Below are 17,972 nucleotides of genomic sequence, written 5' to 3' on the forward strand. Positions count from 1 at the left end.
CCAAAGCGCGCAGCCGGCGTTATGCCTGGCGATGGCCGATCTCGATCCTTCAGGGCCACCCATGGCGAATGCGCCGATCCTCGAACGCGGCGGACGGTTCAGCCATGCTCGTGATCGCTGGCGCAAATTGCCCCTGCCGGTGCGAATCATCCTGTGGATCGTTGGCGTCCTCTTCGCCCTGTGGCTGATCCTGTTCATCACCAAGGGACGGTTTCTCAAGGACCCCTTTGAACGGACGATGACGAGCCTGTTGCAGCGTGAAGTCGCCGTGGGCGGCGATTTCCAGCTCTATTTCGCGCCGGTCAGCATCAAGTTCCGCGCCGAACGCATGACCATCGCCAACCTGCCCTGGGCGAGTTTGCCGCATCTGTTCCGCGCCGACCTGATCGACACGCGCATCGCTCCGCTCAGCCTGATCTTCGGCGACAAATATCGCGCCACCTGGCTCGAATTGCGCAACGGCGCTGTCGATCTCGAATGGGCGAAGGATGGCAAGACCAACAGCTGGAGCTTGGGCGACCCCAACAAAAAGGGCGAACCGCTCAACCTGCCGTTGATCCGCCAGGCGATCCTCAGCGGCACGACGCTGCGCTATCGCGATCCACGGCTTCAGCTCGCGACCGATATCGCGTTCGAAACGGTCAAGGCCGCCGACACGCGCTTTGCCGGCGACATCCGCTTTACCGGCGACGGCACGATGCGCGCCAGGCCTTTCGCCCTGCGCGGCGAGTTGCTGTCGCCCAATGCAACCGTCAGCCGGGGCAAGAACAGGCTCGTGCTCCATGCCAGGTCGGGTGCGACGCGGGTTGATGTCACCGGCACGCTGTCCGGCCCTACCGAACTGGAAGGCAGCGACCTGCAACTGGTGGCGCGCGGCCCCAATCTTAGCCACCTGTTCGATTTCCTGGGGGCCGCCATCCCCGACACACGGACCTATCGCTTCACTTCAGCCCTGACTAAGGTAGGCGGCGAATGGCGCTTCACCCGGCTCAAGGGACGATTTGGCGACAGCGACCTGGCCGGGCGGATGACGGTGTCGCTACCCGGCGGGCGGGTGTCGATCAACGCCGATCTCGCGACACAAAAGCTCGACATCATCGATGCCGCGCCCTTTTTCGGCTATGATCCCGCCCGGATCGAACGGCAGGGGGCGGCCGGCGCGATCGAGGTCGAAGGGGGCCGACCGCGCGTGCTGCCCGACGCGCCGCTGCGGATCGCAGCGCTGCGCAACTTCGATGCCGACGTCAAATATGGCGTGAAGACCATCCGTGCGGACAATGTGCCGATTTCCAATGTCGCGCTTGCGGTGAAGCTCGACCGGGCGCTGGTCTCGCTGTCGCCCTTCACCTTCGATATGTCGGGCGGGCATGTCAGTTCCGATATCGAAATCAATGCGCGCGGCACGCCCGTCCGTACCAGCTATGACATCCGCCTGTCGCCGACGCCGATGGGGTCGTTGCTGGCGCGCTGGGGCGTATCGGAATCGGGCACGACCGGTACGATCAAGGGTCGGATGCAGCTTACTGGCCTTGGCGATTCGGTGCATGATTCGCTCGCAAACGCCGATGGGCGGATTGCGGTCATCCTGCTGGCGGGCAGCATGTGGGCGCGCAACGTCCAGCTATCGGAACTCGACATCGGCACCTTTGTCACCAAGATGTTCCAGGACAAGCTCAAGGATCCGGTCCAGATCAACTGCGGGCTGATCGCCTTCACCGTGCGCAACGGCGTCGCCGCCGCCGACCCGATCATTATCGATACCCGCAAGAATGTCATGCTGGGGCGCGGCGGCTTCAGCTTCCGCAACGAAAGCATCGACCTGCTGTTTCGCGCCGACAGCAAGAAGATCAGCCTGTTTTCCGCCCAGTCGCCGGTGGGCATTCAGGGCTGGTTCGCGGAACCGAAGATCGACGTGATCAGCCCCGAATTGCTGGCGCGCGGCGGTGCCGGGGCCGCGCTTGGGCTGGTGGGCGGGCCGGTCGGCGCCATGCTGGCCTTTGCGGACATAGGCGATGCCAAGGCCGCAGCCTGCGGCCCGGTGCTAGCCGGCGCGAACGCGGCGGCGCAACGCACCAGGGCTGGCAAGGCTCGCGACGATGTCGGCCGGGGCACGACCGCCAAGGACGAAGCCGGCAAGGGCACCAAAGCCGAAGCGAAGCAGCAAAAGAAGAAATTTCTCGGGATCTTTTGACGGGTCGAGCGCGTCCGGCGCCTGAACCTGTGTTTCGCAATGCGCTTTTGGCGCAATCGCAATGGCCCGCTAAAGCACCTTTTCATAAAGCTGGTAGACTTTGTTGATCCGGCTGTCGATCGCCAGGGCAATCGCATTCATGCCTTGATTGTCGTCGAGCACCCAGCCGATCTCGCCTCGGCTGGCGCCATAGACGCTGACGGCTTCGCGGCGGATCAGTTCGATCATCATGAAGGCAAGCTGGCTGGCGAGCCGCGAGGATTGCAGGCTCTGCCGCACGCCCATCAACGGCACACGCATCGTGCGCACCTGCGGCTTGCGCAGCCACCAGAGCAACCGCGCCCAGCCCAAGGGCAACAGCGATCCGTTGAGGGGTTTGAGCGCTTCGTTGAGGTCCGGCAGGGTCAGCATGAAAGCGACCGGCTCGCCATCGACTTCGGCAATGCGGATCAGGTCCTCATAGACGATGGGCTTGAGCTTCTTGCCGGTAAAGGCGATTTCCGCGTCGGTGATCGGTATGAAGCCCCAGTTTCGGCCCCATGCGTCGTTGAGGATGTCGAGGATGATCGCCGCCTCGGCATCGAAGCGGCTCTTGTCGACCTTGCGGATGCGGATGCGCGGATTTTTTTCGCCCGATGCGACGATCCGCTGGATCAGCGATGGAAAGCCATGGGTGATTTCCACCTCGTAGCAATTGAGCCGCTTGACCGGCCGATAGCCCGCTCCCTCGATCCACGCCTGATAGGCGGGACTGTGATGGCCCATCATCACCGTGGGGGAATGATCGTGGCCCGCGATCAGCAACCCCGGCTCTTCCCAGATCGACAGCGAGATCGGCCCGACCACGCGAGTCATGCCCTGCGCCCGCAACCATTCTTCCGCCGTCGCGATCAGGGCGCGGGCGCTGGCCTCGTCCTCCGCTTCAAACAGGCCGATATTGCCCGTGCCCGGCCCCATCCCCTGTTCGACCGGCATCGCCAGCGCCAGCCGGTCGAAATGCGCCGAAATGCGCCCCACCACCTGGCGCCCTCGCCGCGCGAGAAAATATTGCGCCTGCGCATGCTCGAAAAAGGGGTTCTTGCCCGGCGTCAACAGCGCATGGACTTCGGATTTGAGCGGCGGCACCCAATGGGGATCGTTGGCATACAGCCGCCATGGCAGGTCGACGAAGGCTTTGAGGTCGGCCTTGCCGGCGACTGGAGAGATGACTGGATCGGAACGCGCCATGCTGTCGGCCTCGCTGGAGAAGGGCCAAGCAGTGCGTAGCTCGCCCCCCACCTGTCAAGTCGCGCCAGCGTCGATTTTGTCATGTTGCTGCCACGATCTGCGCGCAATTGGCCGTTAGGAGCGCGGACATGACTGTGCATGAACCCATGATCGCGCGCGTCCGCGATGACGCGAACAAGGCGCGCCCGCGCATTCCCGACGATGCCGCAATGCTGCGCGTGGCGGCGGAGCTGGCGCGCGACCTGTCGGTCGCCAATCCGGCGATCTACTGGCCCGATTTCCTGGCGTCGGCGGCGATCGGCTATGCGGGCCTTGCGGGCGCGCTGCTGCTGGGCGACCCCGCGCTTGCCATATTGTCCGGCCTCGTCGCGGTGCTTGGCCTGTATCGCGCGGCCAGCTTCATTCATGAGCTGACCCATATCCGCAAGGGCGCGTTGCCCGGCTTTCGCTTCGCCTGGAACCTCATCATCGGTATTCCGCTGATGATCCCGTCCTTCATGTATGAAGAAGTCCACACCCAGCATCATGCGCGCACCCGCTATGGCACCGCCGAAGACCCGGAATATCTGCCGCTGGCGTTGATGAAGCCCTGGTCGTTGCCGCTGTTCATCCTGGTTGCCGCGCTCGCGCCGGTCGGGGTTCTGCTGCGCTTTGGCGTGCTGGCGCCGCTCGGCGCGATCATCCCGTCGCTGCGCACGCTGGTGCGCGAACGCTATTCGGCGCTGTCGATCAACCCGTCCTATCGCCGCCGCGCGCCCGAAGGCGCTTTCAAGCGGACGTGGTTTTGGCAGGAAACGGGCGCAACCGCCTTTGCTTGGGGCCTGATCGCCAGCGCCTTTGCCTTCGGCTGGAAACCCCTGCTCGTCTATATGGCGGTGCATTCGACGATGACGGTCATCAACCAGTTGCGCACGCTGGTCGCCCATTTGTGGGAAAATGACGGCGACGCGATGACAGTGACGGCGCAATATCTCGATTCGGTCAATGTGCCGCCGCCTGGATTGCTGGCTGCATTATGGGCGCCGGTGGGCCTGCGCTACCATGCGTTGCATCATCTGTTGCCGAGCGTCCCCTATCATGCGCTGGGCAGGGCGCATCAGCGGATGATGGCGATGCTGGATGCGCGGTCGCCCTATCATCGCGGCAATTATACCGGGATGGGGCCGCTGGTCGGCAAGATCGCGCGCAGCACCATGATGCGACGCTGACGCCTATTCTTCGGTGCGGAACAGCACCGTTTCGCCCAGCAGCAGGAACAGGAAGAATGGCGCCCAGGCCGACAGGATGGGCGGATAGGCGCCTAGATTGCCCATCGCCAGCGAGAAATTGTCGGCGACGAAATAGGCAAAGCCCAGCGCCATGCCCATTACCGCGCGCAGGAACAGCTGCCCCGAACGGGCAAGGCCAAAGGCGGCGACCGAACCCAATATCGGCATCAGCAGCGCCGAAAGCGGCCCCGCCAGCTTGTGCCACAGGCTTGCCTCCAGCGAGGCGGTGGGCCTGCCGGCGTCGCGCAGGTCGGCGATCGCGGCGCGCAGCTGATTGAAGGTAAGGGCGTCGGGATCGACCTTGGCCAGGGTGAACTGGTCTGGGCGGATGTCGTGGCCGAACCGGACAGTGCCGATCGGGCGCGATGTCCCGCGCGCCACGTCAAACTGGCGGGCATCGTCCAGCAACCAGCTCTGCGACGCCGCATCATAATGGGCGCGAGGCGCCTGGACGATGGTCGTCAGGCTGTTGTTCACCCGGTTGAATATTTCCACCTGGCGCAGTTGCACGTTGGTGCCGCGCCCGGCGACGATAGCGGCGGTGACCAGATTATTGCCGTCGCGCACCCAGGCATTGCTCTTGACGCCGCTGTCGCGCGGTATCGGCCCGAAATCGACCGCTTCCCATGCGCTGAGCGAAGCGGTGGCGCGCGCCACGATCCGTTCGTTGAAGGCAAAGCTGACCAGCGCCACGCCGAGCGCGGCGGCCACCAGCGGGGCGAGGATCTGGTGCGCCGACAGGCCCGCCGCCTTCATCGAGACGATTTCGCTGTTCTGGTTGAGACTGGTCAGCATGACGAGCGTGCCGAGCAGCACCGAAAAGGGCAGGAAGCGGGCGATGATCTGCGGCGCGCGCAGGCCGACATAATGCCACAATTGCGCGTCGCCATTGCCGGGATAGGCCAGGATGTCACCCGATTGGCCGAGCAGGTCGAGCGTCTGCAACACCACCACCAGCAGCGCCAGCACCGCGAGAGTGCGCGTGAGGAACAGCCGCACCATATAGAGGCTGATCTGGCGCGAGGGGAAGAATTGCAGCTGGACCGACATCAGGGCGCTTCCACGGCGGGGCGAGCGCGCTTGACCAGCCGGACGAGTTGCTTGCCGATCTTGGCAAAGGCAAATTCGAGCGCGCCGATCGGCTGGCCGCCGGGTCGATGCGCGACGACATGATACATCCACAGGATAAGGCCGGCGACGGCCAGGAATGGCGCCCACAGCGCGATGATCGGATCGATCCTGCCGAGGCCGCCGACGCTTTCGCCATATTGATTGATCTTGTGATAGGTCACGATGAACACGATCGACAGGAACACGCCGAGCGCGGAGGTCGATCGCTTGGGTGGAATGGCGAAGGCCAGCGCCGCGAGCGGCAGCAGCAGCATCATCGCCACTTCGACCATGCGGAAATGGAAATTGGAACGGACCTGATCGCGCAACTTGTCTTCGGTGCCGGGGGCATGGCCGATGCGGACGAGTTCGGGAATGGTCAGTTCCCGGTCGACATCGCGGCCACGGAAATTCTCGATCTGGGGCAAGTCGATCGGCAGGTCATGGCTGGAAAAGGACAGGATGCGGGGGCTTTTGTACGTCGGCGCATCGTTGACCAGTACGCCGTTGCGCAGGCGGAATATGATCGTGTCGGGATCGTCTGTGGCAAGGAAGCGGCCCTGTTCGGCCGTGACCGCGAGCGATTGGCCGTTGCGACTGACCGCGCGGACGAAAATGCCCTGCAGGTCGCGGCCTTCATCCAGGCTGCGTTCGATGCGCAGGGTCATACGCTTGCCGAAACTGGTAAATTCACCGACCTTGATTGACGCGCCCAGCGCGCCCGAGCGCAGTTCAAAACGCAACGCTTCATAGGCGTGGCGCGAGAGCGGCTGAACGAATCCCACGATCGCGAAATTGAGCAGCATGAGCGCGATCGCATATAAATAAGGCACGCGCAGTAGCCGTCCGTAGGACAGGCCGACCCCGCGCATCACATCCAGTTCCGAAGACAGCGCGAGCTTGCGGAAAGCCAGGAGGATGCCGAGCATCAGCCCGATCGGGATGCCGAGCGAAAGATATTCGGGCAGCATATTGGCCAGCATCCGCCATACCACGCTGACCGGCCCGCCTTCTGCAGCGACGAAATCGAACAGACTGAGCATCTTGTCGAGTACCAGCAGCATCGCGGCGATGACGAGCGTGCCCAGCATGGGAACGGCGATCAGGCGGGCCAGATATCGATCGGTAGCACTCAGCATTTCTATATCTGGTCGTTCCATCACCATGTTTTGGCCGCAAACCCCGACCATATGAACATGAAGTCGAGCGGGGCGAACAGGGGCTCGTCGTCCGAACCAATCGGGCGGCTATAGCTGCCAGGAGTCGTGTGGTCATGTTGAAAGTTGCATTTGGGGTTTTGACGGCGGGAGCGCTGGTTGCGTCCGTGCCGGCATGGTCCCGGCAGCATGAAATCGGGAATGATCTGAGCCGGTGTGCGGCATCGGCGGAAGGGCCGGCCATATTGGTGGACGTCAAGGGCTTCGCCAGCGCCACCGGCAATATCCGGGTGCAATCCTATCCGGCGGTCAAAGACGCCTGGCTGACCAAGGGCGCCTGGCTCAACCGGATCGATTCGGCGGTCAAGCCGATGTCGGGGGCGATGCGCTTTTGCCTGCCGGTGCCCGAGCCGGGGCGTTACGGCATTGCGGTGCGCCATGACCGTAACGGCAATGGCAAGACCGATCTCAGCCTGGATGGCGGCGGGTTTTCGAACAATCCCTCGATCAACATTTTCAACCTGGGCAAACCTTCGGTCGAAAAAAGCGCGGTGCGCGTGGGGCCGGGGGTCACCCGGATCACCATCAACCTGAGATATATGTAGGGGTTTATGGTTCGCGTCGCCCTTCTGTCCAACCCCAAGTCGACGGGCAACCGGCAGACGCTTCCGCGCGTGCGCAGTTATTGCGCCAGCAATCCCGATATTTTTCATTATGAGGTCGAGCATGTCGACCAGATCGGCCGCGCGTTGCAGACCATCGCGCGCGTCGAACCGACCGTCATCGTCATCAACGGCGGCGACGGCACGGTGCAGGCCGCGCTGACCGAACTGTATCAAGGCGCCCACTTCCCCGGCCGGGTGCCGCCAATCGCGGTGCTGCCCAATGGCAAGACCAACCTGATCGCGCTCGACCTTGGCATCCATGGCGATCCGATCAAGGCGCTGGAACGGATCGTCGCCATCGCCAAGGCGGGCGTGGACGAGCATGTCGTCGCACGCGAACTGATCGCCCTGTCGGACGGGCAGGCGGACAGCCGGCCGGTGCTGGGCATGTTCCTGGGCGGCGCGGGGCTGGCCGATTCGATCCTCTACTGCCGCAACCGCATCTATCCATTGGGGCTGTCCAATGGCCTTAGCCATTTCCTGACCGCGCTCGCCGTGATCGCATCGATATTGTTCGGCATACGCGGGCGTTTCATGCCGCCATCGACACGGCCGGTCAGCATCTCGCTGATTCGCGACGGGCAGTTGGCGGGGCGGTTCGCGGTGCTGATCGTCACCACGCTTGAAAAGCTGCTGCTGGGCGCGCGGCCGGGCGACAGTCGCACCGGCAATATGAAACTGATGGCGGTCGACCAGAGTGTGCCGGCCCTGTTCCGTTTCCTGTGGGCCAGCCTGTTCAAGGGCCTGGGCAAGGGCGCGATGCAAGGCATCCACATGGCGCAAGGCGACACCATCCGTATCGAAGGCGACCGCAGCAGCGTCATCCTGGACGGCGAGCTGTTCGAGGCGGCCGAGGGGCGGCCGATCGTGCTGAGGTCCACCGCGCCGGTGCCGTTCCTCCGCCTCGCGGCCTAATTTTTCGGGTTCAGCGCCTGCGCCAGCGACATCGTCGCACTGCCGCGCCGCGCTGGCTTCGCCTGACTGGGGTCCGGTTTCCAGCCGCTCAGATAGACGATCACGAACCGTTCGGACGTCCGCCCGTCGGCGTCGGCCGCGGCCGCGAAATGCTCGGCCGCCCGCGCCAGTGTCGCGCGGGTAAGGTGCGGCGCGCGCTCGGTCATGATGTTGGATGCGCCCATGCCGCGCAGGTCGGCCATCAACGCGAACAGGCTGGCGTAGCGGACCGTCAGCGTTTCGGCATCGGCGACCGGCATGGCGTATCCCGCGCGGCTGAGCAGGTCCCCGGCCGCGCGCACATCGACCTGCGGATGGACATGAGCCGCGGCGTAATCGCCCTCGCCCGCCATCAGCGCCGCCCGCAGCCGGACGAGCGATCCCGCGCCGGGAAAAGCGGCCAGCATCAACCCGTCGGATCGCAGCACGCGCCGCATCAGGATCAATGCCCCGGGCAGGTCGTTGACGCTGTCAAGCGTGCCGCAGGCGATGACCAGGTCGAAACTGTCTTCGGCAAAGGGCAGCGCATCCTCATCCGCCTGAATGCCGTCATTGGCGTTGGCATTGACCTGTCCTGGATCGACGCAGGTCACGTGCGCGCCGATCGCCTCCAGCCGCTCGCGCGCGCTGGCATCGGGGCAACCCACCACCAATATATCCCTGAAATCGCGGCGAACGTCGGCCAGCCGGTCGAGCAGTTCGTCCAGCATCGCGCGGTAGAGAAAGTCATGGCGCGCGAAATCGCGCGCGGCGCGATCACGGCGTCGCGCCCGCAGGCGGCGGTCGAAAATGGCGGGGGCAGCGTCCATGGCCGGCCTTGTGCATCGCCGCCAAAGCAAGGACAAGGGGGCGTGATCGCCCCACTTGCCTTCATCCGCCAGGGATTGCGCGCCGTGCTGCGCCCCGCGATCGACTATGCGCTGCCACCGCGCTGCCCTGGATGCGGCGCGATCGTCGGGCAGGATCACGCCTTCTGTCTCGACTGCTGGAGCGGGGTGCAGTTTCTGGGGCCGCCCTGTTGCGCGCGGTGCGGCGTGCCATTCGCGCATGAACAGGGCGAAGCCGCGCAATGCGGCGCGTGCCTCGCCGATCCGCCGCCCTTTGACAGCGCGCGGGCGGTTCTCGCCTATGGCGATGTCGCGCGGACAGTGGCGCTGCGGCTCAAATATGGGCGTCGAATAGGGCTGGCGCGGTTGATCGCGGCGCATATGGCCCGGCATGTGCCGCCGGACGATCGCGCCGCGATGCTGATCGTGCCGGTGCCGCTGCACCGCTGGCGGCTGTGGTGGCGGGGCTTCAATCAGGCGGCGTTGATCGCCGATCATCTGGCTTGGAACACCGGCATTGCGCTCGACAAGGACGCGCTGCGGCGGGCGCGGCGGACGCGACCGCTGCGGGGCATGAACCCGGCCGCACGGCGGCGCGCGGTGAAGGGAGCCTTTGCCTTGCATGACCGGCAAGCGGTGCGGGGGCGGGCGATCCTGCTGATCGACGATGTGCATACCAGCGGCGCGACTGCATCGGCCTGCGCCGCGATGCTCAAAGCCGGCGGGGCACGCTCGGTGCATCTGCTGTGCTGGGCGCGGGCGTTGCCGCGCGATCGGCCGGCCACCGATTGACAAATGCCCGCCGTCCCCCAAATTCGCTATTCAAGGAGAATGTTCATGGCGCGGGTCGAAATCTACACCAAGGCTTTTTGCGGCTATTGCGCGCGTGCCAAGGCGTTGCTCGGGGCCAAGGGCGTCGCGTTCGAGGAATATGACATCACGACGGGCGGTCCCAGGCGCGCCGAGATGCTGGAACGGTCGAACGGCGGCATGACGGTGCCGCAGATCTTCATCGACGGACGCCATATCGGCGGCAGCGATGACATGGCGGCGCTGGAGCGGCGCGGCGCGCTCGACCCGCTGCTCGGCCTTTAGGGGCAATGCGCGCCGCGATCTTTCAGATGACCAGCGGGATTGACCCCGCCGCCAACGCCGCGGCGATCGTCGCGATGATCGACCAGGCGAAAAGCGAAGGCGCGGACATGCTGTTCACGCCCGAAATGGCCGGCTATCTGGATCGCGACCGGAGCCGGGCGGCGATGCGCCTGCATTCGCAAGCCGATGACCCGCTGCTCGCCGCCGTGCGCGATGCGTCGGCGCGCGCGGGACTTTGGGTACATCTGGGATCGCACGCCTTTTGCGACGAGCGCGGCGACGGGCGCCGCGTCAACCGCAGCCTGATGATAGACGACAGCGGGGCAATCCGCGCCTACTATGACAAAATCCACCTGTTCGATGTCGATCTGGCTACCGGTGAAAGCTGGCGCGAATCGTCGGTCTACGGGCCGGGCGAGCGGGTCGTCGCGGTCGATACGCCCTGGGCGCGGATGGGCCTGTCGGTCTGTTACGATATGCGCTTTCCCGACCTGTATCGCGCGCTGACCAATGCCGGGGCGACGGTGTTGCTGGTCCCGGCCGCCTTTACCGTACCGACCGGCATGGCGCATTGGCATGTGCTGCTGCGCGCCCGTGCGATCGAGGCCGGCGCCTTCGTCATCGCCGCCGCACAGGTCGGCCAGCATCCCGATGGGCGCGCGACCTATGGCCACAGCCTGATCGTCGATCCATGGGGCGAAGTCGTGCTGGACATGGGCGTGAAGCGCGGCCTTGCCCTTGCCGACATCGACATGGCGCGCGTAGAGGACGTGCGCGGGCGGGTGCCCGCCATCGCCAACCGCCGGATATTGCCGCAGAAAGTGGACATTTCGTGATCGTGTTCGACCTCAGGTGCGAAAGCGCCGGCCATGTGTTCGAGGCCTGGTTCGGCTCAAGCGCCGATTATGAGGACCAGCGCGCTCGCGGATTGCTGATCTGTCCGCTGTGCGGCGACGCGGCGGTGACCAAAGCGGTGATGGCCCCCGCCGTCGCCGCCAAGGGCAACAGCCGCGCCGCGCCAGCGTCCGCCAGCGATGGCAGAGCCGTGCCGATGGGGCGGGGCCAGGAACCGGACATGGCCAGGATGCAGGCGCTGATGCAAAAGCTCGCCAGGGCGCAGGGCAAGGCGCTGGAGGGATCGACCTGGGTCGGCCGCGACTTTGCCGAACAGGCGCGGGCCATGCATTATGGCGAAAAGGACATGGGCAGCATCCATGGCGAGGTCGCGCCGACCGAAGCGCGCGCGCTGATCGAGGAAGGCGTTCAGGTCGCCCCGCTGCCCTTTCCCGTCATCCCGCCCGAAGCAAAGAACTGACATATCGTCGAACCGCATGTTCGGGCGGGCGGGCGATGATGAAATGGTGGTCCCGGAGGGACTCGAACCCCCGACGCCCACATTAGGAATGTGGCGCTCTATCCTGCTGAGCTACGGAACCGCTGAGCGCCCTCATATCGCCGCCGGCGCCGTTTCGCCAGAGGCTAAAACCCGTTCGATTCACATGGAACCAGCGCCGGCCCGCGCCCGTTCAAGTGCCCGCCACACAGGAATGCGAAGGCGCTTTTCCCGCTGCACGCCACAATCCCATGTCGAGGTGGATTTGCAGGAGCGAAAATCGCTGTTATCGGGCGATTCGGATTGCACAGTCGGGCAATGGACCTCGTCCTGTGCCCGCGCTATGCACCCGGCTGCATAAACACAGGAAGGCCATTATATGAACAATAGCGATCTCGCCGAAAAGCTGGCCGCCAGCCACGGTGTCACCAAGGCCGATGCGCGCAAATTTGTCGATGGCGTCTTTGACGCGATCGGCGAGGCTGCCGCCGCTGGCGAGGAAATTTCGTTGAACGGCTTCGGCAAGTTCAAGGTCAAGGACACGCCCGCACGCGAGGGCCGCAACCCCTCCACCGGCGCGACCATCCAGATCGCGGCTGCCAAGAAGATCAGCTTCACCCCCGCCAAGGGCATCAAGGACAAGCTGAACGGTTGATCCTGTTACCCCGCCGCCGCCATATGCGCGGCGGCGGCGGGACGTTACGCTACGATGCGCCGTCCATCCGGCTAAGAGGCCATGCCCTTGGCCTGATTACCCGCATTCCACGGTAACATGCGCCATTCGGGGCAGCGCGACGATGCGCGCGCGCACGGCGGGCGCGTCGGCACCGGGCGCCAGGCTGACGATCGCGGCGTGGGCGTGGGGTCCGATCCGCCAGACATGGAGATCGCGGATGATCGCGCCTTCCGCTTCGGCCAGTTCCCGTACCCGCGCGGTCAGTGCCGGTTCGGCGGTGTCGAGCAGGATGGCGGCCGTGTCCTTTATGAGCGCCCAGGCCCAGCGCGCGATCACCACCGCCCCCAACAGGCCGACCGCGGGGTCGAGCCATAGCCAGCCAAGATAGCGCCCGGCGAGCAGCGCCCCGATCGCCAGCACCGACGTCAGCGCATCGGTCAGCACATGGATATAAGCGGCGCGCATATTGTTATCGGCGTGGCCATGATGATGATGGTGATCGTCATGCCCATGGTCGTGGCTATGATCATGCCCCAACAGCAGCGCGCTCACCAGATTGACGATCAGGCCGATGATCGCGACCAGCGTCGCCTCGTCGAAATCGACGCGCACCGGCTCGAACATGCGCAGCACCGATTCGACGGCGATGAACAGCGCCATCAGCGCCAGCAGCAACGCCGAGGCAAAACCGGCGAGGTCGCCGACCTTGCCGGTGCCAAAGGTGAAACGGGGATTGCGGGCATGCCGGCGGGCAAAGCCATAGGCGCCTGCCGCTACCGCCAGCGCCCCGGCATGGGTCGCCATGTGAAAGCCATCGGCCAGCAGCGCCATCGAGCCGGTGAGCCAGCCAAATACGATTTCCACCACCATCGTGACGGCGGTCAGCCACACGACCCACATCGTCTTGCGGGCGTTGCGGTCATGGCCCGCGGACAGATAGATATGGTCGAAATAATGCCGGTCTTCGGGCACATCGCCGGTCGGCGGGGTGTGATTATGATCCATGCTCATCTCGTCCTGCCCATATTCGGCTGCACGGCGGGTCGCGATGGCGTCGAGCGCAGGGCCAGCGGTCGTTCCTCTCCGTTACGTTCGTCAAAATATGTTCCTAGGACGATCGCGCGCGCCGATCCAGCGCCCTTCACGCCATCATGGCTATCGGCTACAGCCGCTCCCGGTGAGCAACTCTCTTTCCTGCGACCTCGCGATCATCGGCGGCGGCCTGGCCGGCGGGCTGATCGCGCTTGCTTTCGCCACACGCCGCCCCGACCTGGACATCCTGCTGATCGAACGTGAAGCGACGCTCGGCGGGAACCACCTCTGGTCCTTTTTTGACGGCGACGTGGCCGATGCCGACCGCTGGCTGGTCGACCCGCTGGTCGCCCATCGCTGGCCGGGCGGGCATGACGTCGCCTTTCCCGGCCACCGCCGCACATTGGCGACCCCCTATAACAGCATCACCTCCTCCCGGTTCGATGCGCATCTGCGCACCGTGCTGGGCGACCGGGCGATCACGGGCGCCGCGGTTGCCGATATGACCGCGCACAGCGTCACGCTCGCGGATGGCCGCATGATCGCGGCCCAGGCCGTGATCGACGCGCGCGGCGGCGGCGACCTTGGCGCGCTGCGCTGCGGCTGGCAGAAATTCGTTGGGCAAACCCTGCGTCTCGGTAGGCCGCACGGGATCGACCGGCCCGTCATCATGGACGCCAGCGTGCCCCAGATCGACGGCTACCGCTTCGTCTATCTGCTGCCCGTTGATCCGCACACGATCTTTGTCGAGGATACCTATTACAGCGATTCGCCTGCCCTCGATGAGCCGGCTGTCGCCGCGCGCATCGCCGCCTATGCCCAGGCGCGCGGCTGGACGGTAAAGGCGCTGGTGCACAGCGAATCGGGCATATTGCCGGTGGTGCACGGCGGCGATTTCGATCGTTTCTGGCCCCGGGACGCTCCCGTCGCCCGCGCAGGGGTGCGCGCCGGCCTGTTCCACCCCATGACCGGCTATTCGCTCCCGGACGGTGTGAACTTCGCTCTGTGGCTCGTCGAACAGCCGCTCGCCACTCTGCCCGCCGCCACGCGCGCGCGCGCCGCCGCGCACTGGCGAGCGGGCGGCTATTATCGGCTGCTCGGCCGGATGCTGTTCGGCGCGGCCGCACCCGACCAGCGCTGGCGTATCTTCGAACGCTTCTACCGACTGCCGGCGCCGCTGATCCAGCGCTTCTATGCCGGCCGGTCGCGGTGGACGGATCGCGCGCGCATCTTGTGCGGCCGTCCCCCCGTGCCCATAAGGAGCGCCATGCGCGTATTGACGAAACACTCCGCCTGATGGATCGCAAAGCCATTGTCATCGGCGCGGGCTTTGGCGGGCTGGCGCTCGCGATCCGCCTGCAATCGGCGGGCGTCGCCACCACGCTGGTCGAAGCGCGCGATCGGCCCGGCGGCCGCGCCTATATGTGGGAAAAGGACGGCTTCACCTTTGACGCCGGACCCACCGTGATCACCGATCCCGCCTGCCTGGCCGAACTGTGGCGGTTGTCGGGGCATGATATGGCGCAGGACGTGACGCTGATGCCGGTGACGCCATTCTATCGGCTCAACTGGCCCGACGGCACCAATTTCGATTATGGCAATGACGAAATTCGGCTGCGCGCGGAAATCGCCAAGCTCGATCCCGCCGATGTCGCGGGCTATGAGCGTTTTTGCGACTATGCCGCCGGCGTCTATGAGGAAGGCTATCGCAAGCTCGGCGCGGTGGCGTTTCTCGATTTCGCGTCGATGATCCGGGCCGCCCCGGCGCTTGCTCGCCATCAGGCATGGCGATCGGTCTATTCGATCGTGGCAAGCTATGTGAAGAATGAGAAGCTGCGTGAGGCACTGTCCTTCCACACGCTGCTGGTCGGCGGCAATCCGATGGACACAAGCGCCATCTACGCGCTCATCCACAAGCTCGAAAAGGACGGCGGCGTCTGGTTCGCCAAGGGCGGCACCAATCGGCTGGTCCAGGGCATGGCGACCCATTTCGAGCGGCTGGGCGGCGTGCTGCGGCTTGGCGACAAGGTGGTGGAAATCGAAACCTTCGGCGACCGTGCAACGGCGGTGCGGACCGCGTCTGGCTGGCGTGGCGAAGCCGATGCGGTCGCCAGCAACGCCGACCTGATGCACAGCTACAAGGATTTGCTGGGCGCGCACCCCAGGGGCGTGAAGCAGGCGGAAAAGCTGTCTCGCAAGACATGGTCGCCAAGCCTGTTCGTCGTCCATTTCGGTATCAAGGGGACCTGGCCGGGTATTCCCCACCACATGATCCTGTTCGGCCCGCGCTATAAGGGGCTGTTGACCGACATTTACGATCATGGCGTGCTTCCGGCCGACTTCTCGCTCTACCTGCATCACCCGACCGTGACCGACCCGTCGATGGCGCCCGAAGGTCATTCGACCTTCTACGCGCTGGCCCCGGTGCCGCATATGGGCAAGCTGCCGATCGACTGGGCGCAATTCGGGCCGGTCTTTGCCGAACGCATCCTCGACGAGATCCAGCACCGGCTGATCCCCGACATCCGATCGCGCATCGTTACCCAGTTTCACTATGCCCCGCCCGATTTCGCAACCGATCTGGCCGCGCATATGGGAAGCGCCTTCAGCCTGGCGCCATTGCTGACCCAGAGCGCCTGGTTCCGCGCACATAATCGCGACGACGTCATCCCCAACCTCTATCTGGTGGGCGCGGGCACGCATCCGGGGGCTGGCATTCCAGGCGTGGTGGGCAGCGCCAAGGCGACCGCGGCGCTGATGCTCGGCGATCTCAAGTGACGGTCGCACGGTGAAGCGGTTGGCGGTCTATTGCGGCTCGGCGACGCCTGCCGACCCTGCCTATGCCGATGCGGCGCGCCTCGTCGGGCGCACGCTGGCAGGGCGCGGCATCGGTATCGTCTATGGCGGGGGGCGGCTCGGGCTGATGGGCACGGTCGCCGACGCGGCGCTGGAAGCGGGCGGCGAGGTGATCGGCGTGATCCCGCAGGCGCTGGTCGGCGCGGAGGTCGCGCATCGCGGCTGCACCGAACTGCAAGTCGTCCAGACCATGCATCAGCGCAAACAGGCCTTCACGGACCTGTCTGATGGCTTCGTCACTCTGCCGGGTGGCGTCGGCACGATGGACGAATTGTGGGAAGCGATCAGCTGGGCGCAACTGGGCTATCATCGGAAGCCGGTCGGCCTGCTCAATGTCGGTGGCTTTTACGACCCGCTGATCGCCTTCAATCGCCAGATGATCGACGCCGGCTTCATTCGCCCCCAACATGCCGGCATCATGATCGCAGCAGGGGATATCGACACGCTGCTTGACCAAATGGCCACTTACCGGCCGCACGAACCGATCCTCGCGATGAAAGCGACAAGCCTCTGACGCCGGACCGCGCCGCCCTCGTCGCCCATGCCCGCGCCAGCATCGCGCGCGGTTCGAAAAGCTTTGCCATGGCATCGAAGCTGTTCGACCGCACGACGCGCGAGCGCGCGTGGCTGCTCTACGCCTGGTGCCGCAAGTGCGACGATGTCGCCGATGGGCAGGACCATGGTGGAACCATGAGCGGCGTCATCGACGGGCAGGCGCGACTGTCCACTCTTCGCTTGCTGACCGGGCTGGCGCTGCGGGGCGAAACCACCGGCGATCCGGCGTTTGACGGCTTTGGGCTGGTGATGCGCGAATGCGCAATTCCGCATCGCTTCGCCCATGACCTGATCGACGGCTTTGCCCTGGATGCGCAGGAGTGGCGACCGCGCAGCGAAGACGACATGCTGCGCTATTGCTATCATGTCGCGGGCGCGGTCGGCTGCATGATGGCGGTGCTGATGGGGGTGGACCCGGACGATCACGCCACGCTCGACCGCGCCTGCGATCTGGGGCTGGCTTTCCAGCTCGCCAATATCGCGCGCGACATCAGCGAGGATGAAGCGGCCGGCCGCTGCTATCTGCCTCAGGACTGGCTGGCCGAAATGGATATCCCCCCCGGCGAGCATATGAAGCCGTGGGCGCGCGCGCGGCTCGCGGTGCTGGGCAAACGTCTTGCCACCATGGCGGGCACCTATGAAAATAGCGCCCGTCACGGCACCGGGGCGTTGCCGCCGCGCGCGGCCTGGGCGGTGTTGGCGGCGGCGGGTATCTATGGCGATATCGCGCGGCAGGTCGCTCGGCGCGGCGAGCAGGCGTGGGACCGGCGTATCGTGACGCACGGCAGGGAAAAGCTGGGCTGGGTGCTGCGCGCCGCCGGTCAGGTGCCGGGTCGCGGCGGGCGCTGGCCGGCGGCGGCGCCTCGCCGCGCATTATGGACGCGCCCATAAGCGCGGTCGGCCTCGGCCGCTTTGCCAACGAAAAAAAGGGCCGGTCCGAAGACCAGCCCTATGAAAGTTTTAGGAGAGGATGCCTGAAAGGCCTCATCTAATTGGCTGCGAATCGAAAATGCTGCAAGTGCGTAA

18 protein-coding genes and 1 tRNA gene are annotated in these 17,972 nt (G+C 65.2%); 13 read left to right on the forward strand and 6 right to left on the reverse strand.

Going from position 1 to position 17,972, the window contains the following annotated elements; translation table 11 throughout:
• The first annotated feature begins 31 nt into the window (after positions 1–31).
• On the forward strand, positions 32–2,191 hold the full coding sequence (locus tag WG908_RS04180) for an AsmA family protein (RefSeq protein WP_445326657.1): 2,160 nt from the start codon (positions 32–34) through the stop codon (positions 2,189–2,191).
• A gap of 69 nt (positions 2,192–2,260) precedes the next feature.
• Here the strand turns inward: WG908_RS04180 and WG908_RS04185 are convergent, their stop codons facing one another.
• Positions 2,261–3,418 carry an N-acetyltransferase gene (locus WG908_RS04185; RefSeq protein WP_340185310.1) on the reverse strand — a complete coding sequence of 386 codons (1,158 nt, stop codon included), beginning with the start codon at positions 3,416–3,418 and terminating at the stop codon, positions 2,261–2,263.
• Between the two features lie 128 nt (positions 3,419–3,546).
• On the opposite strand from WG908_RS04185, the gene WG908_RS04190 reads away from it, so the two are divergent.
• Entirely contained in the window at positions 3,547–4,626 is a 1,080-nt protein-coding gene (locus WG908_RS04190) for a fatty acid desaturase family protein (RefSeq protein WP_340185311.1), read from the forward strand.
• Between the two features lie 3 nt (positions 4,627–4,629).
• On the opposite strand, the gene lptG is transcribed toward WG908_RS04190, so the two are convergent.
• Both lptG and lptF read right to left on the reverse strand, forming a co-directional pair.
• Positions 4,630–5,736 (reverse strand): LPS export ABC transporter permease LptG, encoded by a 1,107-nt coding sequence (gene lptG, locus WG908_RS04195; RefSeq protein ID WP_340185312.1) that lies wholly within the window; start codon positions 5,734–5,736, stop codon positions 4,630–4,632.
• Positions 5,736–6,935, reverse strand: a complete 1,200-nt coding sequence (lptF, locus tag WG908_RS04200) for an LPS export ABC transporter permease LptF (RefSeq protein WP_340185313.1) — start codon at positions 6,933–6,935, stop codon at positions 5,736–5,738. The genes lptG and lptF overlap by 1 nt, the downstream gene beginning before the upstream one ends.
• Positions 6,936–7,069: 134 nt before the next feature.
• On the opposite strand from lptF, the gene WG908_RS04205 reads away from it, so the two are divergent.
• On the forward strand, positions 7,070–7,558 hold the full coding sequence (locus tag WG908_RS04205; RefSeq protein ID WP_340185314.1) for a DUF2141 domain-containing protein: 489 nt from the start codon (positions 7,070–7,072) through the stop codon (positions 7,556–7,558).
• 6 nt (positions 7,559–7,564) lie between these two features.
• Entirely contained in the window at positions 7,565–8,533 is a 969-nt protein-coding gene (locus tag WG908_RS04210; protein ID WP_340185315.1) for a diacylglycerol/lipid kinase family protein, read from the forward strand.
• Here WG908_RS04210 and WG908_RS04215 read toward each other — a convergent pair.
• On the reverse strand, positions 8,530–9,381 hold the full coding sequence (locus WG908_RS04215) for a class I SAM-dependent methyltransferase (protein ID WP_340185316.1): 852 nt from the start codon (positions 9,379–9,381) through the stop codon (positions 8,530–8,532). The two genes, WG908_RS04210 and WG908_RS04215, sit on opposite strands and share 4 nt — an antisense overlap.
• 42 nt (positions 9,382–9,423) lie before the next feature.
• Here WG908_RS04215 and WG908_RS04220 point away from each other — a divergent pair, with 42 nt between their 5' ends.
• The 4 genes from WG908_RS04220 to WG908_RS04235 are packed head-to-tail and all read left to right on the forward strand — an operon-like array spanning position 9,424 to position 11,809.
• Positions 9,424–10,191, forward strand: a complete 768-nt coding sequence (locus tag WG908_RS04220; RefSeq protein WP_340185317.1) for a double zinc ribbon domain-containing protein — start codon at positions 9,424–9,426, stop codon at positions 10,189–10,191.
• 45 nt (positions 10,192–10,236) lie between these two features.
• Positions 10,237–10,494 (forward strand): glutaredoxin 3, encoded by a 258-nt coding sequence (gene grxC, locus WG908_RS04225; protein ID WP_340185318.1) that lies wholly within the window; start codon positions 10,237–10,239, stop codon positions 10,492–10,494.
• A gap of 5 nt (positions 10,495–10,499) precedes the next feature.
• Positions 10,500–11,330, forward strand: coding sequence for a carbon-nitrogen hydrolase family protein (locus WG908_RS04230; protein WP_340185319.1), 831 nt, complete (start codon positions 10,500–10,502; stop codon positions 11,328–11,330).
• Complete coding sequence (locus tag WG908_RS04235; RefSeq protein ID WP_340185320.1) at positions 11,327–11,809, forward strand: DUF1178 family protein; 483 nt, start codon at positions 11,327–11,329, stop codon at positions 11,807–11,809. Before WG908_RS04230 ends, WG908_RS04235 begins: the two co-directional genes overlap by 4 nt.
• Before the next feature lie 44 nt (positions 11,810–11,853).
• Here WG908_RS04235 and WG908_RS04240 read toward each other — a convergent pair.
• Positions 11,854–11,930 (reverse strand) — tRNA-Arg (locus WG908_RS04240).
• A gap of 276 nt (positions 11,931–12,206) precedes the next feature.
• On the opposite strand from WG908_RS04240, the gene WG908_RS04245 reads away from it, so the two are divergent.
• Complete coding sequence (locus tag WG908_RS04245; protein ID WP_340185321.1) at positions 12,207–12,482, forward strand: HU family DNA-binding protein; 276 nt, start codon at positions 12,207–12,209, stop codon at positions 12,480–12,482.
• A 96-nt stretch (positions 12,483–12,578) separates the two neighbouring features.
• Here the strand turns inward: WG908_RS04245 and dmeF are convergent, their stop codons facing one another.
• Positions 12,579–13,514: a CDF family Co(II)/Ni(II) efflux transporter DmeF gene (gene dmeF, locus WG908_RS04250; protein ID WP_445326658.1), complete on the reverse strand. Its 936-nt coding sequence runs from the start codon at positions 13,512–13,514 to the stop codon at positions 12,579–12,581.
• Positions 13,515–13,680: 166 nt separating this feature from the next.
• On the opposite strand from dmeF, the gene crtY reads away from it, so the two are divergent.
• The 4 genes from crtY to WG908_RS04270 are packed head-to-tail and all read left to right on the forward strand — an operon-like array spanning position 13,681 to position 17,837.
• A complete protein-coding gene (crtY, locus tag WG908_RS04255; RefSeq protein ID WP_340185323.1) occupies positions 13,681–14,832 on the forward strand; it encodes a lycopene beta-cyclase CrtY in 1,152 nt (383 codons plus the stop codon).
• Positions 14,832–16,313 (forward strand): phytoene desaturase, encoded by a 1,482-nt coding sequence (locus tag WG908_RS04260; protein WP_340185324.1) that lies wholly within the window; start codon positions 14,832–14,834, stop codon positions 16,311–16,313. The genes crtY and WG908_RS04260 overlap by 1 nt, the downstream gene beginning before the upstream one ends.
• 10 nt (positions 16,314–16,323) lie before the next feature.
• The gene (locus WG908_RS04265) at positions 16,324–16,905 is read left to right on the forward strand and encodes an LOG family protein (protein ID WP_340185325.1); all 582 of its coding nucleotides are present in this window, start codon (positions 16,324–16,326) and stop codon (positions 16,903–16,905) included.
• A gap of 41 nt (positions 16,906–16,946) precedes the next feature.
• Positions 16,947–17,837, forward strand: coding sequence for a phytoene/squalene synthase family protein (locus tag WG908_RS04270; protein WP_340185391.1), 891 nt, complete (start codon positions 16,947–16,949; stop codon positions 17,835–17,837).
• Positions 17,838–17,972 lie beyond the last annotated feature (135 nt).

The organism is Sphingobium anseongense, assembly GCF_037725245.1.
Classification (GTDB): Bacteria; Pseudomonadota; Alphaproteobacteria; order Sphingomonadales; family Sphingomonadaceae; genus Sphingobium.